Raw genomic sequence first — 23,388 nt, 5'->3', positions numbered from 1 at the left:
TAATTTCAGTGTTTAAACATGTATTTGATGTGCTTTTGGCTTAGATTATTCTTTTTTGGTGAACAATGATTTCACCAAAAAAGACTCAATTTATAATATCCTGAAAGGAAAAATAAAAATAAATGAACGTTTATTGGGGAAAGTTTGTTCTTCTAATAAACATCAAACATAAAAGGAGGTTATTATGAACAATTTAAAATGGACAGGACGTTGGAATGAGCTTAAAGGTAAAGTGAAACAGCAGTATGCAGATTTGACAGATGATGATTTACTGTACTCCGAAGGTAAGGAAGATGAATTATTAGGACGCCTTCAAAAGAAAAGCGGTAAAACAAAAGAACAAATTGAAGATTGGTTAGATAGTCTTTAAGAAAGGGTTAAATTCCCTTAGTACATAAAAATTAATATGGAGCTATCTTTTAATAGGTAGCTCTTTTTGTTGACGTTAAAATGCTATATAATTTCAAACTCATTTATTGGTATTTACTTTGTCTTACGAGATATAATAATGCACGGTTAATAAAACAAAAATCTATGAACTTAAAATCTAATGAGCCATTTTGGTTACTAAAAAATGGGATAATGAAATCATATCCATCACTACGTGAAAATTTGGATTGTGATATTTTAGTTATTGGAGGGGGAATTACAGGTTCTTTGATTGCTCATCAATGTGTGAAAGATGGATTGAAAACGATATTGATTGATAAAAGGGAAATTGCTAACGGTAGCTCTTCAGCAACCACTGCGATGTTGCAATACGAAGTGGACAAACCACTGTATCAGCTCAACGAAATTATAGGTGCAAAGGGAGCTGAAAAATGTTTTTGGGCATGCCATGACGCTATCGATAAATTGGAGCAAGTATGCAAGGACGTAAATTCCAAAGCGGGTTTTAGAAAAAAGAAATCCTTGTACTTTGCAGCACGTAAGAAAGATGTTTCTTGGCTCCAAAAGGAATATCAAAGTAGAAAGCAGGCGGGATTTGATGTTTCATGGTTAGATGCGCAAGATATTATAAAGAAATATGACTTGGAACATACATATGGTGGAATCCTATCTACTCAAGGTGCTAGTGTAGATGCTTTTATGTTAGTTCATGAAATCCTTGATTTTAATGTAAAGAAAGGCTTACAGGTATTTGATAAGACGGCATTACAAACGGTGAAATATGGAAAGAAATATAACGAATGTACCTTGTCAACTGGCGCTACCATAAGAGCTAAAAAAAATATTTATTGTGTAGGTTATGAAAGCCAATCCATGGTGAAGGAGAAATTTGTAAACTTAATTAGTACTTATGCTGTCGTTTCGGAAATTGATGAACAAATAGCCAATAAATATAAAGACCTATTAATATGGAATACTGCGGATCCTTATATTTATATACGTACTACTGATGATCATAGAATGCTGATAGGCGGAGAAGATGAGAAATTTAGAGATCCAGCCCGAAGGGATGCTTTGTTGAACAAAAAGGAAATCAAACTTGTTAAATCATATCATAGGATTAAACCAAAAACTGATTTTAATGTTGATTTTGTCTGGGCGGGAACATTTGGAGAAACAAAAGACAGCCTTCCTTATATAGGTGAACACAAAGATTTCCCGCATTCGTATTTTGTATTGGGATTCGGGGGAAATGGGATTACCTTTTCCGTTACAGGTATGGAAATGGTTTCCCTATGGATGGAAGGTAAGCAGCATCCGTTGAGTAGATACTTCGCTTTTGGAAGGTAAAAACTATGCTATATCTTGATATTGAAAATAGGAAGATATGATCCAATAATATTTTTAATAATCTATAGGTATTTTAGAGATACCGAAAATGCAGATTAAGAACAAGGCTGGTAGAATAATACCCATGCTAAACGGAACTAAGCAACTGATATTAATGCCGGATTTATTCGCATAATTTTAGCAAGGAAATTTAAAAAAATTACTCTTCTTACTAAAGGGAACAAAATACTTCAGTCTATTACAGTTAATATAAAGTACTTAAAAATTCTATAGCGCGCAGTTTGTTTAAGACCTCAAAGCTTTATATAGAGGATATAGTCTGCTAAAATAGCTATAAAAAGAAAAAGCCTCGAGATATCTCTCGAGGCTTTGTACCTAGGGCGGGAATCGAACCCGCACTCCCTTAACGGGAACAGGATTTTAAGTCCTGCGTGTCTACCAGTTCCACCACCTAGGCAACTCTGGAGCGAAAAACGAGATTCGAACTCGCGACCCCAACCTTGGCAAGGTTGTGCTCTACCAGCTGAGCTATTTTCGCTTTTATAAGTTTTTCAATGTTTTCAAAGCATCGCGCTTATCGGTTTTGATGATGCAAATATAGAGAGTTTTATTTATTTCTAAAATTTTTATTTATATATCTTTTTATTTCGTGTGTAATTGCTTGTTTTTGTGTGTATTATTTTTTTTATTTTTTGAATAAATAGTAGATTATGCAGGATGATGGACAGTTTTGTGTACTTTTGTAGGTAAACATTGACTAAAAAATATGCAAAGAATAATTTACATTTTAATAGTCTTATTTTATCTACCTCGATTAGTTGTAGCTGATACGTATCCTGAAGTGATTTTTGATAATAGTATTGGTGCAGGTAGTTATGCTAAAAGTATTGTCTCTTATAAAGGGAATAGCTGGGTAGAAAATATGAATAATAGATTATTGACCTCAGATACGCTATTCTTTACCCCAGGAAATTCCTTATCGCTACGTTATATTTCTGGAGATAATGGATCTTGGAATGCACGAATTAATTATAACAAACATAAGAGCCATTATCGTTTTAGCGAAAATGATCAACTGAGCTTCTTTATCTTTGTTAATTCTAAAAATACAAAAATAAAAGATTTACCAAGGCTGTATATTAATTCCCATGAGGGAGTTATAGATACAATATCTTTGGATAAGTATTTCGTAGATTATGCACCAAAAAAATGGATTCAGGTAAAGATACCGTGTAAAATTTTTTCAGGTCTTAACAAGGAAAGTATTGTCACAGGGGTAGGTTTTGTACAAAATCAACCCTCAGATAGGGAGCATCATCTCTTTTTGGACCAAATTGAATTTCTCCCAGGTAAGTTGGTTGATGTTAGATTGAGCTATCCTGCTATATTGAGTGAAGCGATTGGTTATGATAAAATGGTACATCTTAAATGGCAATTACCTTTATCACCCAATATCCGTTATGTAAAGATTTACCGTTCTACTAATGGTAAAGATTTTGTCCCTGTAGCTATGCGTCCTATACATTTGCAGTCCTGCTTAGATGTAGTACCAAATGTTGGGTATAAGTATTTTTATAAAATAGCATGGGTTGACCATAATTATAAAGAATCTCCTGCTTCGGTATCGAAAGATGTGGAAACAAAGATACTTAGTGATACGGCTATACTTAATCTAATTCAAGCTGCAAATATCAATTATTTTGTAGAGAATTTTGATGTTAATAGCGGTATGTATATGCCCGTTCGGGCTAAAGACAAAGCTATTGTTTCTACCAAAGAAACTGCAGGTGCTATACTTTCTTTAATTATTGGAGTCGAAAACAAACAAATACCAAGAAATGAGGTACTGAATCGCATCTCTAAGATTTCTTATTTTCTTCTCAAAGCACAGCATAAGAATGGCATATATCCAGCATATTTTGATGGTCGTAAAGGCTTACCTGAATATAAAAAAGGAACAGATACCTATGATGTCCAAGCGACAGCTTCGTTGATAGAAGCATTACTTATTGCTAGAGAGTATTTTGATAGCGATCAAGAAAATGAAAAGGATTTACGAAATAGAATTACTTCTTTATATGATCAAATAGAGTGGAATGCTATCCTCGATGAAAATGCATTATTAAAGCCCAAATTTGGTTTATTAGATGGCATGACCGAAAGTTCTAATAATTTGCTATTGCCTATTCATGGAGCTAATGAAGCTATAAATGTCTATCTCCTTGCTATTTCATCGCGTAAATATTCTTTACCAATTGATACTTATTATGATGCTATTTACAATACATATGGTGTAGAGCCGATAGAACAAATCGATGATTTTGAATCCAATGTTTATGCAGATAGTGTTACTGCGGAGGGATTTACGCAGGCGGTAGATAGTATTAATTATGTAGACAGAATGTCTAAATCTTCACTTTTCAATCCGGTTTATAAATACGGTGTTAAAGTGCCATTTGGAGAGTTTTCACATAGTTTAATGGATCTTTATAAACCCTTTCTTACTATCAAACCCAATATAATTACGGATAGCTTGGTCAATTGGTCAGATGCTTTGAAATCTTATATTACTTATGTCAAACGTAGAGATAATCAATTGGGGGTGGGGGCATATACAAGTGATATTTGGGGATTCTATCAACACAAAGATTCTGTAGGGAATTATCGTATCAATCCTTCTATAGCGCCGACAGCTATGCTGGTAGATACACAGTTGGGTAAAGCTTCAGTTTTGGCTTTGTATAAATATTATGGTAATATATTATTTTCTGAATACGGCTTTAAATCGTGGTTAGATTTGCGTAATAAAGATGAATCAAACGAATATTTAGCCATGAATCAATCCACATTAGCAATTGTTTTAGAAAATGTTAAAACAGGATTAATTTGGAAGTTATATGAAAAAATTCCTGAATTGAAAAAGGGACGAGACCGACTATTTAATACGGCAGTTTTAGAAGTTGATTAATTCTTTTTATATTAGATGACATTTAGTAATTACGTTAAAATTATGATCAAGAATATATTGTTTTTTTCTGTATTAGCAGGTGCAATTTCTCTGACATCTTGTAAACAACAACAAATAAAGGTGCTTCCTGGAGCTGTAGTGACGCAAGATGGTACGAAGGATGGTTTGAAGAATGTTAAAAAGGAATTTAAAGATGCTGTAGAAACGGTAGAAGGAATCAAATTTACCTTGTCTTCAGATTTACTTTTCCCTTCAAATTCATCTTATTTAACAGATAAGGCAAAGGTAGAATTAGATAAGTTAGCAAAAGTACTAAAGCAAGAAACAACAAAAAAAATCCGTGTGGATGGTTATACAGATGCAACGGGTACAGAACAATATAACATCTGGTTGTCCGATAAGCGTGCTAACTCTGTAAAGACTTATTTGGAAGGTGTAGGAATAAGTGCTTCACGCATAGCGACAAAAGGATTTGGCCCTTCGAATCCGGTTGCAGATAATAAAACACCCGAAGGAAGACAAAAAAATCGCCGTGTAGAGGTAATTATATTGAATTAATTCAAAAATCAATAGAAGAGTTTGAAGGCTTGATTAGAGGAAATCAAGCCTTTATTGTTTAACTATTTATAGATTCTTGTTATAAGAATAGTGTGTAAAATAAAATAATATATGAGTAATGTTTCTAGAAGTAGTGGATCTACTGAATCAACAAATCAAGGCGATTACAAGGACTTAGTATTAGGACAGCGATCCGGATTGTTCGTGCTTTTCTTTACTGAAATGTGGGAACGTTTTTCGTTTTACGGAATGCGCGTTTTATTAATTCAGTTCCTAACAGCAGCCGTGCTTGTCGGGGATGCCAAATCAGGATGGGCTTGGAGTGCGGAGCAGGCGGGTGCCCTGTACGGTACCTATGCGATGATGCTCTACTTGACGCCAATTTTTGGAGGTATTATAGCGGATAAATATATCGGCTCACGTATGGCTGTTATTGTAGGTGCTATTATTATGACCTTAGGTCATGCTGCCATGGCATTTGATACGACGATTATGTTTTTTATCGGTCTTGGTTGTTTAGTTATAGGTACAGGTTTTTTCAAACCTAACATGCCTTCTATTTTAGGAGAGATGTACAAAGATCTTCCGGAGAAGAAAGATGGTGCTTATACTATTTTCTATATGGGTGTTAATGCAGGTGCTTTTTTCGGAATGATGCTATGTGGGTATGTTGCTGAAACGCAAGGCTGGCATTGGGGTTTTGGATTGGCAGGTGTTTTTATGCTCCTTGGTACATTGCAGTTTGCTTTCGCTAAGCCTCTGATGGGCAACTTAGGGGTTATCAATACCGATAAAGAAGCTGTTGCGGCCAAACAATTGGAGGATACTGATAAAAGAAACCCATTTACAATTAGTGATTATTTATTAATAGGAATAGTTGGGGTTATTGGTTTCTTATATGCGTTTAATGATCCTTTATCTAAAAATGGAATTATAGATTTATTCGCCTTTCTAGATACAGGTTTCCTAAGAGGACAATATATGATGATTATTGTCGCTTTATTGATTTTTGTATACCTATTGGTTTCACGTATTATACGCTATGATAAGGTAGTTCGTGATCGTATGTTTGCAGTTGTATTATTAGCTTTCTTCTTGATATTCTTTTTTATGAGTTTCGAGCAAGGAGCAACATCTTTAGTATTGGTTGCGCGTGATTATATCGATCGATCGTTGTCGGGATCTGCGTTGTTGACGTTCAATATTATTAATGCATTACTTACTATCGGTCCGTTATTAATTATTTCTTGGGTATTAATACGCTTAGCTAAGGCTACATGGACACGAATAGCTCTTTCGAATATTATTCTAATCGTATGTTTTGTTATTATTTGGGGAGCAGCGATATGGATGCTTAAAAATGAATTCTCCAAAGAAGCATCAGAAATTACTGTTTCTTGGTTCTCTACTTTAAATTCGTTCTTTATTATTGCTTTAGCTTCTACGGTTTCCAAATTGTGGGAATCCAAATATAACCCTTCGGCAGCCTTCAAATATGGCTTTGGTTTAATCTTAGTAGCGATTGGATTTTTAGTGTTAGGATTAGGTGCTATGGGCGTATCTGAGGGGGTGAAGATATCAATGATATTCTTAGTACTGACTTACTTATTTCATACATTAGGTGAATTATTTATATCGCCTGTCGGCTTATCTTATGTTTCTAAATTAGTACCTGCGCGAATGTTAGCATTTATGTTTGGTATTTGGTATTTAGCAATCGCAATTGCACAAAAATTAGCCGCTGTATTAGGTGGACAAGTTGAAACTATCCAAGAGCAGTACTCTTTGAGTCATTTTTTCTTCTTATTTACAGCAATTCCCGCTGCGGCAGGACTTTTAGTGATGATTTGTAATCCATTAATTAAAAAATTAATGCACGGTGTCAAGTAATTTTTTATTGTTATAAAATAAGAAAAAGAGGCTGTCCATTTTGAGACAGCCTCTTTTTTTTTAAACTTTTTGTACCCTGCTTAATATTATCTCTCTGTTATTTATTAATCATCTATTATCGTGGAAATTTCATGAAAATGATATACATCTAATTTTGAATTTATTTACTGCTATTTTTATTTAACTAACCCAATTGTTTTATAGGAATCTATTGTTAAAGGAAATTCTTTAGGAAGAAATACCTTAAAGGGCTCCCTTATTTGTTTTCCCTAAATGTGGGAACGCTTGCGTTATTATCTGATGGATGGTGTTTTTGTCTTATACCTCATCGAACCTCAAGAAATGAGAACTCAAAATAGGATATCCCAACCGTAGTAATGCGCTATTTTTAGGGAATATTTTATCGAGAAAAGTCACATAAGGTTGCTTAAACAATTATATATTCTTTTTTGCTGTTTTTTATCTTTTACAATAATGTGAAACAACTATATTTGTCGCTCTTAATCAAACAATAAAATAATATTATATGGGGGCACCGGAGCAAAAGGGACATCCTAAAGGATTATATCTTCTATTCTTTACAGAGATGTGGGAGCGTTTTTCTTATTATGGGATGAGAGGTATTTTAATTCTTTATCTTACAAAGACGTTTTTAGAGGGAGGACTAGCATTTGAAGAAGGAACAGCAAGTTTAATCTATGGTTGGTTTACAGGTTTTGTATATTTTACGCCGCTTATTGGTGGTTGGTTAGCCGATAAATATTTAGGTCAACGCAACTCAATCACTATCGGAGGTATTACCATGATGCTAGGGCAAATAGTTTTATTCTCCATGGTTTCACATGTGGGCCTATATTTAGGATTGTTGTTGTTAATTATAGGTAATGGTTTTTTTAAACCAAATATCTCGACTTTAGTAGGAGGTTTGTACAAAGAGGGGGACGATAGAAGGGATTCTGCATTCTCTATCTTCTATATGGGGATCAATTTAGGGGCTTTCCTAGCGCCATTGGTAATTGGTTTATTAACAGATAATATTTTTGCAGTAAAAGATGAAGCAGGTAATCAAATTATCTCTTATGGCTACCGTTATGGGTTTTTAGCGTCCGCTATAGGTATGTTTTTAGGGCAGATAGTATTTAATTTGCTAGCGCAAAAATATTTGGGTGACCTTGGAAAAAAACCAGGTAGCTTAAATTCTTCTCCTAGCGCAGATAATGTAGCTGTAGTAGATCCAAATAAACCATTGACAAAAGATGAGAAACAAAGAATAACGGTTATTTTTGTTTATTTCTTATTTGCAATTTTCTTCTTTGCAGGATTTGAGCAAGCAGGGTCTTCTTTATCTTTGTATACTGATAAATATATCAATCGTGATGTGTTTGGTTTTACTATTCCAACCTCGTGGTTTCAGTCTGTAAACCCTTTGTTTATTGTCGCTATAGCACCCTTGTTTAGTATATTCTGGAGCTCTAAGGCAGGTAAGAAATTGACTACACCTGTAAAAATGGGCTCGGGCATGATTCTATTGGGTGTAGGTTTCTTTTTTATGCTTGGTGCTGTTGGTGAAAGAGGTGGTAATGTAGCTGACGATACTGTTAAAGCTAGTTTGTTATGGTTAGTATTTACGTATTTATTCCATACAATTGGTGAGTTATGTTTATCGCCAGTTGGATTATCTGTTGTTACCAAACTATCACCGCCAAAATTAGCTTCTTTGCTAATGGGCGTTTGGTTATTATCGTCCTTCTTTGCCAATGTAATAGGTGGTTATTTAGCCTCTTATGTAGATAGAATGGGGGCCGGTAATATATTCTTATACGTTTCCATTTTCGTTATCGTTTGTGGTGTAGGTCTACTACTGTTAAATAAGAAATTGGTAGCCATGATGCATGGTGTTAAATAATTAGCGGAAATCAATTTTTCCAACGTAAGATTTTATAAATTTGTGAGATTGCTTTCATCAATGAAAGCAATCTCTTTTTTTATGTATACATTAGAACAAATACACGATTTTAAAGGGAAGTATCCGAAACAGATATGGAGTTTGTTTTTTTCGGAAATGTGGGAGCGATTTTGTTTCTATGGAATGAGGGGTATGCTCGTCTTTTTTATGATTAATCAATTAGATTTTAATGAAAAAGAAGCTAACCTTCAATATGGTGCTACACAGGCATTTGTCTACGCTTTTACGTTTGTAGGGGGATTGTTTGCTGACAAAATATTAGGCTTTAGAAAATCTTTATATTGGGGCGGTATATTGATGATAATAGGAAGTGCCTTATTGGGGTATGATCCTCATGGTTGTTTTTTTATCGGCCTATCTTTTATTATTATTGGTACTGGTTTCTTTAAGCCAAATATATCTACCATGGTCGGCGAACTATATAAAGATAATGATGATCGCCGTGATGCTGGCTTCTCTCTTTTTTATGCAGGGATCAATCTTGGTGCTTTTCTTGGAGGTTATATATGTGTAGCCATAGGCAAAGGATATATGTTCTCCTCCTTAATTGAAGAGTCTATGCGTTGGCATGTGGCATTCAGTTTAGCCGCATTTGGTATGTTGATAAGCTTAATAAATTTTGCATTTACACAAAAGAAATTAGGACCTATAGGTTTACAACCAGGGCATCCAGATGCGATTGTAAAGACTAAACCATTGCCAAGATGGGTAGAGTATATTGTTTATGGAGGTACGTTGCTGTTGATTCCTATTATACAGATTATGGTTTCAAAACCGGAGTATACAAACTATTTTATGTATACTATTGGTCCCTTGACACTGCTATATCTGTTTTATGAGATGACTAATGTTACTACCGCTGAAAGGAAAAAATTACTCGCAGCATTGGTATTTATTGTGTTTTCTATTTTATTCTGGGGTATATATGAACAAAGTGGCGGCTCGTTAAGTATTTTTGCAGCCAAGCATTTGAATGATTCTTTAGTGGGTATAACTGTAGATCCTAATGGGGTAAATAATTCAGCAGGTGCATTTTTTATTATTGCTTTAGCACCTGTATTTGGTTTGCTGTGGATATGGATGGGTAAAAAAGGAATTGAACCCAATACCATTATAAAATTTGGCTTAGGATTTATATTTCTAGGTTTAGGATATTATGTGCTGTTTGCTACACGATTTTTTGCTTTTGATGGCGTGAGTTCATTGGATGTGTTTACCATTGCTTTATTAGTGATTACTTTTGGAGAACTATGTTTGTCCCCAATTGGTTTATCTATTATGACAAAGCTATCACCAGCACGATTGCAGGGGATAATGATGGGTATGTGGTTTTTGGCAAGTGCCTATGGTCAATATGTAGCAGGGATTATTGGTGCTAACCTAGCAGAAGCAAGAGAAGGAGCACCAGCATCTGAGACTATACTGACATATACCGAAGGATACAAAGATTTGGGAATATATGCCTTGATAGCAGGGCTTGTGTTGATTTTGCTATCTCCATTAGTAAAAAAACTGATGCAAGGGGTAAAATAATATTTGACATAATTGTTGTTCTTTTGTGCATACAAATGTGTTGTAACTGAATCTTTTAAATATCTATTGTAGATATTTAATTACGATTTTTTATAAATAGTTAAAGAATAGGTCTTTAATTAGTTGAGAAAGTTATTTTTGTTAACGTTTTAATAGGATAAAGTGGTAGATAGTATTGTAATAATACCAACCTTTAATGAGATTGAAAATATTGAAAATATTATTAGAAAAGTATTTTCTTTACCAGTAGATTTTCATGTTTTAATAGTAGATGATAATTCACCCGATGGTACAGCAGATGCTGTAAAACGGTTAATGACCGAATATGAAGGCAAATTATTTATCGAAGAGCGTAAAGGTAAATTAGGGTTAGGAACAGCGTATATACATGGATTTAAGTGGGCGTTAAATCGTAATTACACTTATGTATTTGAGATGGATGCTGATTTTAGTCATAATCCTAAAGATTTGATCCGATTAAGAGAGGCTGCTTTAGCAGGAGCTGATATGATTATAGGATCACGTTATATTAACGGTGTGAATGTCGTCAATTGGCCTATGAATAGGGTATTAATGTCTTATTTCGCCTCTGTATATGTTCGATTTATTACAGGAATTGCTATTCAAGATGCTACAGCTGGTTTCGTTTGTTTTAACCGTAAAGTGTTGGAGAAAATAAACCTTGATGAGATAAAATTTGTAGGTTATGCTTTTCAAATTGAAATGAAATTTAAAGCCATAAAATATGGTTTTAATGTTGTAGAAGTACCTATAATATTTACGGATCGTACGTTGGGAGAATCTAAAATGAGTACCAAAATATTTAAAGAAGCATTTTTTGGTGTTATACAGATGAAGATTGATAGTTTCTTTAAATCTTATAAATAAAATATGATAAACGAGAATCTAGATCCTAATCCTGAACGTCTGAATCCTACTGATAAAGATATTGAACGCGTATTGCGCCCGCAGACATTTGATGATTTTACGGGGCAACAAAAGATATTGGATAACCTATCTATATTTGTTAGAGCTGCAAAGTTAAGAGGAGAAGCCCTTGATCATGTATTGCTACATGGCCCTCCAGGGCTAGGGAAAACGACATTGTCAAATATCATCGCCAATGAAATGGGGGTAGGTATAAAAATAACCTCTGGTCCAGTTTTGGATAAGCCGGGGGATTTGGCAGGGTTATTGACTAATTTGGAAGAAGGTGATATCTTGTTTATAGATGAAATTCATAGGCTATCGCCAATCGTTGAGGAATATTTATATTCTGCAATGGAGGATTTTAAAATAGATATCATGTTGGAAACAGGACCTAACGCAAGATCGGTCCAGATTTCTTTGAATCCATTTACTTTAATTGGAGCAACTACTCGATCGGGCTTATTAACAGCGCCATTGAGAGCGAGATTCGGAATCAATGCACGATTACAATATTATGATGCCAAATTACTAACATCAATTGTTCAGCGTTCTTCGGGTATTCTTAATACAGCGATTAGTGAAGAAGGATCCTATGAAATTGCGCGACGAAGCCGCGGTACACCGCGTATTGCGAATGCATTACTTCGAAGAACAAGAGATTTTGCGCAGATTAAAGGCAATGGAGCTATTGATAAAGAAATCGCTAATTATGCTTTAAATGCTTTGAATGTCGATGAAAATGGATTAGATGAGATGGACAACCGAATCTTATCAACTATTATTGATAAATTTAAAGGAGGCCCTGTAGGGCTTAAAACTATTGCTACCGCAGTAGGAGAGGATGAAGGCACTATTGAAGAGGTTTATGAACCTTTCTTAATACAAGAAGGATATATTATGAGAACTTCCCGTGGGAGGGAATGTACCGAGGCAGCGTTTAAGCACCTTGGAAGAAATCATTTTAATAAGGGGGGAACTTTGTTTTAAAACGATATGAAATCTATAATTACTATACTACTGTGTCTTGTTGTTGTTAGCTTTGCTAAAAGTCAACCAGGCTGCCCAAGTCCATTTGCAAAAACTGATGAAACCATGAAAAGGTTTCAAATTGGTATAGGAGGTGGGTTAACAGCGTTAAAAGGCGACCGTAAATCCGCGAATGCAATGGGTACAGCGGGGTATTTTAATTTTGATTATCAGTTTGTTCGTGGTTTGTATGCTGGGTTAAGGATGCAACTAGGAAGTCTTAAGATGTCGCCCGTCAATTATGATTATCGTGAATCTGATGCTCGATATTTTGGATATGGCGCAGGTGTATTAATTCATCCTATTGAATTAATTAACGGTGCTGACAATAGAAGGAGGGCTACTTCGATGGCTAGAAACTTAGTAAAAGATTTTTATATTGCTGTTGATGTATTAAATGTTTCCAGTCGTTTCAATTCAGTTTATAGAGATCTTTCAGACTATAATAGCTATGGCCCTATTGAAGGTAATGATGCCGATGGAGTTCCAATTTTTAAAAATAGAGTAACTTCTTTGATGCTTCCATCATTAAATATTGGTCTTGCTCCTGTATTGAATAGTAGAACACAAACAAATTCTTCAGGTAAAAAAAATGTAATTCGATTGGTGTTAAATGCACAATTTAATTTTGCAAATAACGATGAATTAGATGGTTATACACCATATGATCAGAATATGAATCGAATAAGTGAGGAGAATGACAGATATAATTTTTATTCTCTGGGTCTTCGTTATTCATTCTAGGTAGTTATAGGAGGATAATATAACAATATTTTTTACTTGATACGTTTGATGTAATTAGTTTGTTCTAGATAAAGAATTCGTTATTTATAATACTGCGGGGTAAATTCATTTTGTTGAAATGATATTTAAGTACAATGCCAATGAAAAATTTGATTCTATCACTCCTAGCTATTACAGTTGTTGAGACGCTGCATGGACAGCTTTATTGCCCTGATACGTATTCCAAAAAAAAGCCCAATGCAAAATATAATAATTCTATTAGTACCTTTCAAGTCGGATTTGGCGCAGGATTAACAACGCTCAAAGTTGATCGACGATTGCCCAATGCAAATGGTTTAGGATCGTATTTTAATTTCGATTATAGAATTACTAAAGGCTTATTCTTAGGTGCACGTGCACAAATAGGAAGTCTTTGGATTGAACCTGGTGCCGAACCGTTATTTGATAATAGGAGTTTATTTTCACGTTATACCAGTTTTGGTGGGGGGGTATTAATATACCCTTTTGACTTGCTCGAAGAAGAAGATAATGGCAGAGGGGCTTTATCGATTAAACGCTACTTCTTAAATGCGCTATATATTGAAGTTGATGTTATGAAAACCAGTAATCGATTAAAATCCATATTTAGAGATCCTAATGACTTTACTACTTATGGTCCTATAGACCATTACAATGCAGACGGAATTCCTATCTTTAAAGATAAAGTTAACTCATGGATGTTACCTGCTCTTAATTTTGGTTTTTCCCCCATGATTAATTACCGTAAGTTGAAAAATAGTAGTGGTAAATATATCTTAAGATTTGTAGCAAATGCACAATTTAATTTTGCGAACAATGATATCTTGGATGGGTATACTCCATTGGATGGGAATGGTGATAAAATAGATTATGGGAATGATTTTTATAGGTTTTATTCTTTAGGCATTAAATATTCCTTCTAATTTTTTTTTCTACTCTTGTAGCTCTACTTTTTATGGCTGCAGTAGGCTCTTTCTCTAAGTCCAATAATATATACTGCTGGAGCTCTTTAAGTAATAAAGGCTCATCGTTTCCCAATAGAAAGGCTATATCATAGGTATTGCAGCGAACAGCGATAGCACACTGTTTGTTTTCTAATAATGCAAATGTCCTGTTTAGGAGTTTACCTTTTAATTCGTCACTGACATACAAAATATACTTCAGCGGATTTTTTAACAATTCTATTGTCAATTTACTGACACTTCGCAGTACGCTCCAATTTGTGCTGGTATAATAGAGGTGTAGCACATCTTCTTTGTATTTGAGTAATAAGTTTCTCTGCTGTAGTAATAGATGCTCCAGTGCCCAAGCAGCTCTAAATGCTGTCTTATTGTCTGAGGATCTGTTTATTATAGTGATCAGATCTTCTATAGAAATTTCTCTGAGGAAATCTTCGTTAAAATCAGCAGTACTACAAGTTTGTAGTACTGCTGCTATTTTTAGTTTTCTTTGGTTATCCACAACTAACGTTTTAGAGGGCGTTCTTTGTTTATTTCTGTGATATCTACTTCATTCATTTTTGATGATCCTAATAAATGTTCAGCGAAATAATCCGCCATTTTCCAGAAGAAGTATTCTGTCATATCACCAAAAGCATGTGCTTGACCGGGAAGCATTACAAAATCAAAACGCTTGTTTGCTTTTATTAAAGCATCAACCACACGAATAGAATTTGCAGGATGCACATTGTTATCTACATCTCCCGTGACAATTAATAGTTTTCCTTTTAAGTTCTTAGCTAAATCTGAGTTGCGGTCAATTTGGTAGTTGAAGGTTGTATCTCCTTTTGCAGAAATTTCTTCTTTCACACCATGATGACGCTCACTCCACCATCTGTTGTAAATATTATTTTCGTGATTACCAGCACCCGAAACAGCAACTTTAAAGAAATCAGGATATACTAGCATGGCTGCTGTAGACATAAAACCGCCTCCAGAGTGCCCTGTTATACCGACTTTGTTGATGTCAATAAACGGATACTTGTTTGCTAATTGTTCTGCTGCGACTTTCTTATCTTCTAAACCATAATCCCTCAAATTACCATATCCATAGGTATGGTACCATTTGGAACGTGATGGATGTCCACCACGATTACCTACCGAGATAACGATGAAGCCCATTTGTGCTAATCTGTCTATACGATCCATGCTACGGCCGAAGCTTTTGTTTACAGCCTCTGTTTGTGGACCTGGATATACGTATTCTATAATAGGGTAGGTCTTAGTAGAGTCGAAATCATATGGTTTATACATCACACCGTAGATATCCGTGATGCCATCTGCTGCTTTCACCTTGAATGGTTCAGGAAATTTGTAACCTGTAGCAAATAGTTGTGACAAGTCAGCTTCTTCTAGTTTCATGATTAATTGACCCGAAGCTGAATATAGATTACTTACCGGAGTTGTATTTACACGTGATGCATTATCGATAAAATATTTCCCACTTTCGCTGATGGCTACTTGATGGTCAAAATTACCAGGTGTCAATAGTTTGGGGCTACCGCCATTTTTTGATACTGCGTAATAATAGCTATAATAAGGATCTATATTATTTTCTTTGCCGTTGGCAACAAAATATAGGGTACCCGTAGCTTCATCGTATGCCGATAGATCATCACAATGGAATTCACCTTTAGTGATTTGATGGATCAGCTTACCATTGATATCATATAAGTAAAAATGACCCCAACCATCACGCTGGCTCCATTGTATGAATTGATTACCATTATTGATAAATTTTGGCTTTTTGATATCTTGGTATACATTAGCACGTTCTTCGACAAGCACACGTGTTTTTCCATCTACACCTACTGCGACAACATCTATTTTGTGTAAATCTCTACTGCTACGTGCGATATAGAACTCCTCATTGTTGCCATGCCAATAGTTGATAAAATGCTTTCCTTTAAAACTATCTTTCGTACGATCTTTATTCCATAAACTAATAGTTTGGTTTTTGAAAGCCGCAATATTTACTCTCTTCGCTTGATGATTGGCACTGTCGAATAGGTATAGTTCTACTTCTGTAGAATCTTTTTCACCAGGCAATAGATATTTATAGGTATCTAATGTCGGACGTGCACTACCGGTATTATTGATCACCCAAAGATCGTTGATATGTCTAGAATCTTTCTTTGTTAATGCAAAGTATTTTCCATTAGGTGACCAATTTAACCAAACACCTTTACGTTTTTTCTTTTCTTCTTCGTCCGCTTTTTTATCTCTTGTAGTCGTACTGTACTGATCGCCGCCCCATGCATAATATTGAACGCCATCTTTCGTTATTTGGTGTTCGATAATAGTAGAATCTTTCTCATCTTTTAGTGCTTTTTGATAGTTAGCATAGTCCATCCAATACAAATTGTAGTCCTTGGCATAGTATACTTTTGTCGTATCTGGATTGAAGCTAGCCCAACTAAGGCGTTTTTTTTCTTTCGTGGTATCACTAATTTCTGTTAGTTTCTTTGAATTTAAATCATACTCAAAGAAGAATAACTTCTTTTTTAAGGTATCTTTTTTGTTTGTAAGCTTTGCGATTTCATCTTTGCTTTTTACTGTATCTTTACTGCTCTGTACTTCAAAACGAATTAAGTTTTCGTTGTCCATAAAGCGCAAATTTTGGATAGGTAGATGCTGCGCATCAAATGGATTTCTAACAATAGATGTTACTTGGGCAGCCATTTCTCCATTGTCAAACAAAGGGCTTTTTTTGCGTGATGCTGGCTGTACTAAATACCATTTTTTGCCGGATGAGGTTGTATATTCATACCAAAAATTTTCACCATAATTTATCCAATTTGGTTTTACATCGGTAGATTGTATTACTGTTCTTAATTTGCTAGGCGAATACTTAGCCGCTAATTGATAGTTAGGAGTAGGTAGATTTTCTTTCTGTTGTGCTTCACTAAGTTGATAACAAAAAGCAAATAAACCTAAGAAATAATATTTCATGTATTATTAATGTTGATTATGAAACGCTAAAATATTGCTTTATTTACATATACTGAATTATTTCAGCTGTAATATTTTAGATAGCTTAATAAAACTTCTCATTAAAATTGACCAAGAATAGCTCTTTTGTAGCCCGTGTAATACCGGTATAGAGCCATCTCAAAAATTCAGTGTTCAACATATCATCGTTTAGATAGCCTTGATCTACAAATACTAAAGGCCATTGTCCACCTTGTGCCTTGTGGCAGGTGATAGCATAGGCAAATTTTATTTGCAAGGCATTATAATAAGGGTCTTTTTTGATCGCTTCCATACGATCTTTCTTGGAGAATATATCTTCATAGTCCTTTGCTATACTTTGATATAGCAGCTGATGTTGATCCCGAGGCAATTGTGCGGCATCCACATGTAAGCTATCTAACAGTACACGGCAACGAATAGCATCTCCTTCGTTATTATCCATAAAGGTCAAATACAAATCGGCAAATCGAAAGCCATGCATATCGTGGACATTACTTACTTTTTTGATGACAGCCATATCTCCATTAGCAATGAAGCCAGTATGCTTTTCATCGTGCTGTTGTAACCAATAATAATTGTTTTTTACAACCATGATGATATCACCTCCCGTTATCTCTTCTTCCCTAAAAAGAATTTGATTGCGTATATGCTTATTGTATAGATTGGCCGATTTATTGGAGCGGCATATTACCATACAATTTTCTATGTCATACTTGTTATAGGCATAATGTAATCCTTCGATCAGTCTTTCTCCTGTCATACGGAAAACATCGCTATACCCTTGGGTAATAAATTGTGGGAATTGGTACTCTGGAAATTCCTCGTCTAGGCGGATTTCATTTCTTATCTTGGTGGCGTTGAAGAGTATGCCAGAATTTTTGTCTTGACGTACTACATCCGTTAGTTCGTAGGTAAATGTCGTAAAGCCATATTCTGCTTGAATAAATGCAGCATTCAGGGCTGGGCTATTATCTAGGCCGACTGGAGGTAGCTGTGCCGTATCGCCAACAAGCATCAAACAGCAATTTTTTCCCGACTGTACATAGCGTATCAAGTCACTCAATAAGCCTTCCGAAAATACTGAAAAACCTTCTGTAGTAATCATAGATGCTTCATCTACAATGAATAAAGTGTTTTCATATAGATTTTCGGCGATATCAAAATCCATTTCTATAGATGCAGCACTTTTCTTTCTATAGATCTTTTTGTGGATAGTAAGAGCAGTTCTACCGGAGTAGCTACCCATTACCTTAGCTGCTCTACCTGTTGGAGCTAATAGAACTGAACGCTTCCCTAATCTGGGTAGTGTGTTGACTAATGCACTGATAATCGTAGTCTTTCCTGTACCAGCATATCCTCTTAGGATAAAGGTAGAATCCCTAGCAAATGTGTGTAGAAACTCCTCTAGAAGGGAAAATACTTCTTTCTGTTGTTCTGTAGGGTTCCATGAGAACTGTTGTAATAATAGATTCTGTATATGCACGGTCAAAGTTATTCAAAAAGGTTTGTCAATTCAATTGTAAAAGCTAATTTTGTTCATCAGGCAATAGTGCTTTTTTTAATACATTAATAAATGAATTTTATTTCAGAAGACTTTCATTTACATTATATCGCAAGCTATACTTTATTTATTCAAAGTGACTTCAAAAATGATTATTTAGTCGTTGTTAATGAAGATAACGAAGTGTTGGTATTATTACATTATGATAATTTGCAGCCTTCGGCTGAAGCGGTTAGATTTTTGAGTCTACCATTTGCAAAAGTTATTATAGGTATGCCGCACCAAAATTTGGTATGGGTGCCCGCAGAGGTGTATGATCCGTCTGAAAAGCACTTGTATGCCACTTATTTTTTGGATGAAAATGTAGATACCATATTGGCTAGAGATTTTGATGATTTGGCTGCCGTCGCATTGTATCAGTATGACCAATTGTTATTGAATCGATGGACAAAGATATTTCCACAGGCTAAGTTGGTGCCTAATTTTGAAATATTTATTCATCAAGCGAAAGGTTATATAAATGATCAAGGGGCGATTTTAGCTGTTTATGTGTACGACAATCAAGCTGATATATTTTTATTTATCAATGGTGAATTCAAGTTGTATAATACGTTTGAAGTAGCGACTGCAGATGATTTAAATTATTTTGTCCTTAGTATTTTGAAGAATTTTGCGGTGACAGGTAAGCTCAATAAGGTGTTATTGAGTGGTGCTGATAAAGAATCAGAATGGGCATATAGATTACAGAATTATGCGGAGAATTTAATTCTATTGCAGCCGAAAACGGCTTGGACAACAAGTAATGCCGGTGTACAGCAAAATTTATCATCTTTAAATATATTAGCAGATACAATACTATGCGTATAATAGGAGGTAAAATAGGAGGAATCCGTCTCAATCCTCCCACTAATTTGCCGGTTAGGCCAACAACAGATATCGCTAAAGAAGCGTTGTTTAATATTTTACAACATCAGATCCAATGGGACGAGTCTACTTGTTTGGATTTGTTCTGTGGAACAGGGAATATCTCTTTTGAGCTTGCTTCACGTGGAGCACTTGAAGTGGACGCCGTAGATATTCATAGTAAATGTTTGTTTTATGTGAAAGATACAGCCAAGAAGCATGATTTGGAGGTTATCACAACACGTAAGGCTGATGTATTTAAATTTGTCAGTTCCTGCAAAAAATCATACGATTTTATATTTGCTGATCCGCCGTATGATGTTGCACAGCTACCACAATTGCCACAGCTAATATTAGATAATGGCTTGCTTAAAGAAGGCGGTATATTGGTTATAGAGCATCCTTCCTTACGTAAGTTGGTAGATCATCCTTTGTTTATAGAAACCCGTAAATACGGTTATTCTTCTTTTAGTTTTTACCACAATAAATAGCAGTTTATGAAAGTAGCAGTTTTTCCGGGCTCTTTTGATCCATTTACCTTTGCACATAAAGATTTAGTAGATCGTGCTTTAGGTCTTTTTGATAAGATCTATATTGCCATTGGTGTAAATTCCTCCAAAAAGGGAATGCTGGATTACGAACAACGTAAAGCTTCTATTGTAGCGCTCTATGCGGGGAATCCGCAAGTCGTGGTGGAAACATTTACTGGGTTGACAGTTGATTATTGCAAAATCGTAGGGGCGCAGTTTATTTTGAGAGGTTTACGTAATGCGAAGGACCTTGAATTTGAAAATCCAATAGCACAGAATAATCTTATACTAGCACCATCCATAGAGACCTATTTTTTGATGAGTAGATCTGGTACAGGTCATATTTCGTCTACTATAGTACGTGATATATTAGCCAATGGAGGTTCTGTAAATAGTTTAGTGCCGCAAGAAATACTACGTTTTATCAAGTAGTATTATTCGGTAATACGTTTATATGAAAGCATTTTACATTTTTGTGAAATGCTTTTTTATTTTTAATGCAACCTTTTAGCGCTACCATGCAACTAATGTACTAAAAAGATAAATTATGAATAGTAATATGATGATAACTTTAGTTTGGCTTGGTGCTTTTACTATGGTGGTATTAACAGTTTATTTTATTATGAAATTTAAATCCGTAAGACCTCCAGATGTTTTGGAAGTATCGATGCCTCCAAAAAGGAAGTCGGATTGGCAAAAGCCAGGAATTGTGGTGTTAGGCATTGGTTTTGGGATTTTAATGACGGGAATTTTACACACAAATACCATCATTGATAATGATGCTATCAATGTTGGTATAGTAACCATATGTGCTGGAGTCGCCATGGTAATCGCTAATGTGTTGGATAAGGATAAAAGTACTGAAGATTAATATTGATGGACCAATTGTACATCGATAAGGTATTGGCTGGGGATTCGCAAGCTTTTCGTTATTTCCTAGAAACGTACAAGAATATGGCCTATTCGGTGGCTATGTCTATCGTTAAGCAAGAGCATCTTGCTGAGGAAGTTGTGCAAGATGCTTTTATGGTATGTTACCAATCTCTTTCTCGTTTTAGAGCACAGGCTAAATTTAGTACTTGGTTGTATCGAATTGTTGTGAATTGCTCTTTTGGTGCTTTACGCAAACATAAAATAAAACATGATGTGATAGACGTCGCTTTACATGATGTTCAGTTTGATGATGATGCCTTTGCAGGGCTAGTAAAGAAGGAGCGTGAGCAGTTGATTCAGGATAGCTTGCTCAAAATTTCAGCCAATGAAGCTTTAGCGCTGCGATTATTTTATCTAGAAGAATTGTCCTTGATGGAAATAAGAGAGATAACAGGATGGACAGAAACCAATACCAAGACCATTCTCTTTCGAGGAAGGAAGAGCTTATATGGTATTTTATCAAAGTTAATGAAGGAGGATTATTATGGACTATGAAGATGATAAGCTAAAGAAATTGATGCAGGACAGTAGGCTAGAAATGCCTTTTTCTGATTTCGAGGACCGTATGATGTCAAAGATTGAAAGCTATGAACTGAATAAAGCCAAAGCGGGGAGAAGTCAATTTTTTGCGGTACTATGCTTTTTGATAGGAACTGTCTTTGGAACGGTATTGAATTTTATAGTAAGTCGCAATTTGGATTGGATTTCTTCTTCCGTTGCGGTGCAAGATGTTTTTTACCTTGCTTCACAGCTAATATATGTGATACTGATTATACTATTTAGCGATAAGCTGTGGAAACTTATCAAAATTAGTAAAATAAATACTAAAGGCTCTTTTTAAAAGAGCCTTTAGTATTTATTTTATGTTCTAAAAAATTTAATCTTATGTCCTTTTATTTTACCGTTGGTTCCTTCACGAATGATAGTAGCCGCTACGTGTCGCTTGACAGATATATAAGCTTCTTTATCTTTAACTTCTATAATGCCGATATCGTCTTTTTCTAAACCGTTCAATTTTAAAATATAACCTACGATATCAATTTTGTTGACTTTATCTTTCTTACCAAAAGGTATATAAAGCGTTGAATAAGGCGTGTTATTTGGCATTGGATATTCTTCTTCCAAGATAATCTCTTCTGCATCTTCCGTCAGATAAGGGAAGTCATCTTCTGGTTTTAGCATCACGATTACCTCTCCTTTACTATGCATACGTGCCGTACGACCATTGCGGTGAATAAACGCATCCTCTTTGCTCGGAAGCTGATAATGTACAATAACATCGATCTCCGGAATATCCAATCCACGCGCCGCCAAATCTGTCGTTAATAGGATGCGGTTACTGTTATTACGGAATTTTAATATCGCCAGCTCACGATCTCTTTGTTCCAATCCGCCATGGAATACATCATGAATCAAATCTCTGTTGTCCAACAATTCACTGATATGATCCACTGCATCTCTATGATTACAAAAAATCAATATCTTTTGCTCTCCAAGGCTGCATATTAAATTGAATAAGGTCTTCAATTTATATTGTACTGGGCTAATTACCTTTTTGAAGGTAATATCTGGCTTGTTGTCATCAAGATGTAGAAAATCTAATTTGATCGGCTCATTGAATGTCAAGAAGTCCGGGAATTCATCTAAATCTGTCGCTGACGTTAATATTTTACGCTTTACATTTGGAAATGCATCCGCAATAGTTTGTAATTGAAATTGAAAGCCTAATTCTAAGGATTTATCAAATTCATCTAATATTAATGTCTCTAAACTAGCTGTAGAAAATCTATTTCGCTCCAAATGATATATTATCCTTCCGGGGGTACCTATTAATATAGAAGGGGCTTCTTTTAAAGCATTTTTCTCCGTCATCGTGTCATGACCACCGTATACACATAGGACTTTTTGTCCTTTTATGACATTTTTTACAACTGATTCAATTTGTAAGGCTAGTTCACGTGTTGGCACTACAATCAATACCTGAACTTCATTTTTTTTGTCCTTTTGGAGTGTTTTTTCAATCAGTAGACTGAACGCTAACGTTTTACCTGATCCTGTAGGTGATAGCAATATGAGATCTTTGTTAGATTCAAAGCGCTCTAAAGCCTCAGTTTGCATACTGTTTAGCGCCTCTATCTTGAGTCTTTGTAAAATTGAATTTATTTCCATGACACAAA

Annotated in this window: 21 protein-coding genes and 2 tRNA genes; 17 read left to right on the top strand and 6 right to left on the bottom strand. The window is 35.1% G+C overall.

Translation table 11 applies throughout. The annotated features are described in order from the left end of the window. Positions 1-184: 184 nt before the first annotated feature. Positions 185-370, top strand: a complete 186-nt coding sequence (locus tag IP023_RS00555) for a CsbD family protein (protein WP_241788291.1) — start codon at positions 185-187, stop codon at positions 368-370. Positions 371-534: 164 nt separating this feature from the next. Continuing rightward, positions 535-1,740 (top strand): NAD(P)/FAD-dependent oxidoreductase, encoded by a 1,206-nt coding sequence (locus IP023_RS00550; protein ID WP_241788290.1) that lies wholly within the window; start codon positions 535-537, stop codon positions 1,738-1,740. Positions 1,741-2,112: 372 nt separating this feature from the next. On the opposite strand, the gene IP023_RS00545 is transcribed toward IP023_RS00550, so the two are convergent. Continuing rightward, positions 2,113-2,197: transfer RNA gene (locus IP023_RS00545), tRNA-Leu, on the bottom strand. A gap of 5 nt (positions 2,198-2,202) precedes the next feature. Next, positions 2,203-2,278: transfer RNA gene (locus IP023_RS00540), tRNA-Gly, on the bottom strand. Positions 2,279-2,506: 228 nt separating this feature from the next. Here IP023_RS00540 and IP023_RS00535 point away from each other — a divergent pair. The 9 genes from IP023_RS00535 (at position 2,507) to IP023_RS00495 (ending at position 14,296) form a co-directional block, all read left to right on the top strand. Next, on the top strand, positions 2,507-4,708 hold the full coding sequence (locus IP023_RS00535) for a glucoamylase family protein (protein ID WP_241788289.1): 2,202 nt from the start codon (positions 2,507-2,509) through the stop codon (positions 4,706-4,708). 42 nt (positions 4,709-4,750) lie between these two features. Beyond that, positions 4,751-5,266 (top strand): OmpA family protein, encoded by a 516-nt coding sequence (locus tag IP023_RS00530; RefSeq protein WP_241788288.1) that lies wholly within the window; start codon positions 4,751-4,753, stop codon positions 5,264-5,266. A gap of 111 nt (positions 5,267-5,377) precedes the next feature. Further along, positions 5,378-7,156: a peptide MFS transporter gene (locus IP023_RS00525; RefSeq protein WP_241788287.1), complete on the top strand. Its 1,779-nt coding sequence runs from the start codon at positions 5,378-5,380 to the stop codon at positions 7,154-7,156. 526 nt (positions 7,157-7,682) lie between these two features. After that, entirely contained in the window at positions 7,683-9,062 is a 1,380-nt protein-coding gene (locus tag IP023_RS00520; RefSeq protein ID WP_241788286.1) for a peptide MFS transporter, read from the top strand. Between the two features lie 60 nt (positions 9,063-9,122). Continuing rightward, entirely contained in the window at positions 9,123-10,655 is a 1,533-nt protein-coding gene (locus IP023_RS00515; protein ID WP_317224517.1) for a peptide MFS transporter, read from the top strand. 162 nt (positions 10,656-10,817) lie between these two features. Continuing rightward, positions 10,818-11,543, top strand: a complete 726-nt coding sequence (locus IP023_RS00510) for a polyprenol monophosphomannose synthase (protein ID WP_241788285.1) — start codon at positions 10,818-10,820, stop codon at positions 11,541-11,543. Positions 11,544-11,549: 6 nt separating this feature from the next. Next, on the top strand, positions 11,550-12,572 hold the full coding sequence (ruvB, locus tag IP023_RS00505; RefSeq protein ID WP_241788739.1) for a Holliday junction branch migration DNA helicase RuvB: 1,023 nt from the start codon (positions 11,550-11,552) through the stop codon (positions 12,570-12,572). Positions 12,573-12,578: 6 nt separating this feature from the next. Further along, the gene (locus IP023_RS00500; RefSeq protein WP_241788284.1) at positions 12,579-13,355 is read left to right on the top strand and encodes a hypothetical protein; all 777 of its coding nucleotides are present in this window, start codon (positions 12,579-12,581) and stop codon (positions 13,353-13,355) included. A 140-nt stretch (positions 13,356-13,495) separates the two neighbouring features. Beyond that, positions 13,496-14,296 (top strand): hypothetical protein, encoded by an 801-nt coding sequence (locus tag IP023_RS00495; RefSeq protein WP_241788283.1) that lies wholly within the window; start codon positions 13,496-13,498, stop codon positions 14,294-14,296. Here the strand turns inward: IP023_RS00495 and IP023_RS00490 are convergent. From IP023_RS00490 to IP023_RS00480, 3 genes are all read right to left on the bottom strand, one after another. Next, a complete protein-coding gene (locus tag IP023_RS00490; protein WP_241788282.1) occupies positions 14,280-14,834 on the bottom strand; it encodes a hypothetical protein in 555 nt (184 codons plus the stop codon). The two genes, IP023_RS00495 and IP023_RS00490, sit on opposite strands and share 17 nt — an antisense overlap. A gap of 2 nt (positions 14,835-14,836) precedes the next feature. Next, on the bottom strand, positions 14,837-17,323 hold the full coding sequence (locus tag IP023_RS00485; RefSeq protein ID WP_241788281.1) for a S9 family peptidase: 2,487 nt from the start codon (positions 17,321-17,323) through the stop codon (positions 14,837-14,839). An 85-nt stretch (positions 17,324-17,408) separates the two neighbouring features. Then, positions 17,409-18,827: an ATP-dependent DNA helicase gene (locus IP023_RS00480; RefSeq protein ID WP_241788738.1), complete on the bottom strand. Its 1,419-nt coding sequence runs from the start codon at positions 18,825-18,827 to the stop codon at positions 17,409-17,411. Between the two features lie 90 nt (positions 18,828-18,917). Between IP023_RS00480 and IP023_RS00475 the strand changes: the two genes are divergently transcribed. From IP023_RS00475 to IP023_RS00450, 6 genes are all read left to right on the top strand, one after another. Further along, positions 18,918-19,712 (top strand): DUF3822 family protein, encoded by a 795-nt coding sequence (locus IP023_RS00475; RefSeq protein ID WP_241788280.1) that lies wholly within the window; start codon positions 18,918-18,920, stop codon positions 19,710-19,712. Further along, positions 19,703-20,239, top strand: coding sequence for an RsmD family RNA methyltransferase (locus IP023_RS00470; RefSeq protein WP_241788279.1), 537 nt, complete (start codon positions 19,703-19,705; stop codon positions 20,237-20,239). The genes IP023_RS00475 and IP023_RS00470 overlap by 10 nt, the downstream gene beginning before the upstream one ends. A 6-nt stretch (positions 20,240-20,245) precedes the next feature. After that, positions 20,246-20,710, top strand: a complete 465-nt coding sequence (gene coaD, locus IP023_RS00465) for a pantetheine-phosphate adenylyltransferase (protein WP_241788278.1) — start codon at positions 20,246-20,248, stop codon at positions 20,708-20,710. 115 nt (positions 20,711-20,825) lie between these two features. Further along, complete coding sequence (locus tag IP023_RS00460; RefSeq protein WP_241788277.1) at positions 20,826-21,149, top strand: hypothetical protein; 324 nt, start codon at positions 20,826-20,828, stop codon at positions 21,147-21,149. 5 nt (positions 21,150-21,154) lie between these two features. Beyond that, a complete protein-coding gene (locus tag IP023_RS00455; RefSeq protein ID WP_241788276.1) occupies positions 21,155-21,706 on the top strand; it encodes an RNA polymerase sigma factor in 552 nt (183 codons plus the stop codon). Then, positions 21,696-22,052 (top strand): hypothetical protein, encoded by a 357-nt coding sequence (locus IP023_RS00450; RefSeq protein WP_241788275.1) that lies wholly within the window; start codon positions 21,696-21,698, stop codon positions 22,050-22,052. Before IP023_RS00455 ends, IP023_RS00450 begins: the two co-directional genes overlap by 11 nt. 20 nt (positions 22,053-22,072) lie before the next feature. Here the strand turns inward: IP023_RS00450 and IP023_RS00445 are convergent, their stop codons facing one another. Further along, entirely contained in the window at positions 22,073-23,329 is a 1,257-nt protein-coding gene (locus IP023_RS00445; RefSeq protein WP_241788274.1) for a DEAD/DEAH box helicase, read from the bottom strand. Positions 23,330-23,388: the final 59 nt, after the last annotated feature.

It is taken from the genome of Sphingobacterium rhinopitheci, assembly GCF_022627575.1.
GTDB lineage: Bacteria > Bacteroidota > Bacteroidia > Sphingobacteriales > Sphingobacteriaceae > Sphingobacterium > Sphingobacterium rhinopitheci.
This window is presented reverse-complemented; position numbering and strand designations above follow the sequence as displayed.

Excerpts from the sequence above, each read along its gene's own strand:
- coaD (WP_241788278.1), top strand. The coding sequence starts at position 20,246 with ATGAAAGTAGCAGTTTTTCCGGGCTCTTTTGATCCATTTACCTTTGCA.
- IP023_RS00550 (WP_241788290.1), top strand. The coding sequence starts at position 535 with ATGAACTTAAAATCTAATGAGCCATTTTGGTTACTAAAAAATGGGATA.
- IP023_RS00470 (WP_241788279.1), top strand. The coding sequence starts at position 19,703 with ATGCGTATAATAGGAGGTAAAATAGGAGGAATCCGTCTCAATCCTCCC.
- IP023_RS00455 (WP_241788276.1), top strand. The coding sequence starts at position 21,155 with ATGGACCAATTGTACATCGATAAGGTATTGGCTGGGGATTCGCAAGCT.
- IP023_RS00525 (WP_241788287.1), top strand. The coding sequence starts at position 5,378 with ATGAGTAATGTTTCTAGAAGTAGTGGATCTACTGAATCAACAAATCAA.
- IP023_RS00515 (WP_317224517.1), top strand. The coding sequence starts at position 9,123 with ATGAAAGCAATCTCTTTTTTTATGTATACATTAGAACAAATACACGAT.
- IP023_RS00520 (WP_241788286.1), top strand. The coding sequence starts at position 7,683 with ATGGGGGCACCGGAGCAAAAGGGACATCCTAAAGGATTATATCTTCTA.
- IP023_RS00475 (WP_241788280.1), top strand. The coding sequence starts at position 18,918 with ATGAATTTTATTTCAGAAGACTTTCATTTACATTATATCGCAAGCTAT.
- IP023_RS00445 (WP_241788274.1), bottom strand. The coding sequence starts at position 23,329 with ATGCAAACTGAGGCTTTAGAGCGCTTTGAATCTAACAAAGATCTCATA.
- IP023_RS00535 (WP_241788289.1), top strand. The coding sequence starts at position 2,507 with ATGCAAAGAATAATTTACATTTTAATAGTCTTATTTTATCTACCTCGA.
- IP023_RS00530 (WP_241788288.1), top strand. The coding sequence starts at position 4,751 with ATGATCAAGAATATATTGTTTTTTTCTGTATTAGCAGGTGCAATTTCT.
- IP023_RS00460 (WP_241788277.1), top strand. The coding sequence starts at position 20,826 with ATGAATAGTAATATGATGATAACTTTAGTTTGGCTTGGTGCTTTTACT.
- IP023_RS00555 (WP_241788291.1), top strand. The coding sequence starts at position 185 with ATGAACAATTTAAAATGGACAGGACGTTGGAATGAGCTTAAAGGTAAA.
- IP023_RS00450 (WP_241788275.1), top strand. The coding sequence starts at position 21,696 with ATGGACTATGAAGATGATAAGCTAAAGAAATTGATGCAGGACAGTAGG.
- IP023_RS00495 (WP_241788283.1), top strand. The coding sequence starts at position 13,496 with ATGAAAAATTTGATTCTATCACTCCTAGCTATTACAGTTGTTGAGACG.
- IP023_RS00485 (WP_241788281.1), bottom strand. The coding sequence starts at position 17,323 with ATGAAATATTATTTCTTAGGTTTATTTGCTTTTTGTTATCAACTTAGT.
- IP023_RS00500 (WP_241788284.1), top strand. The coding sequence starts at position 12,579 with ATGAAATCTATAATTACTATACTACTGTGTCTTGTTGTTGTTAGCTTT.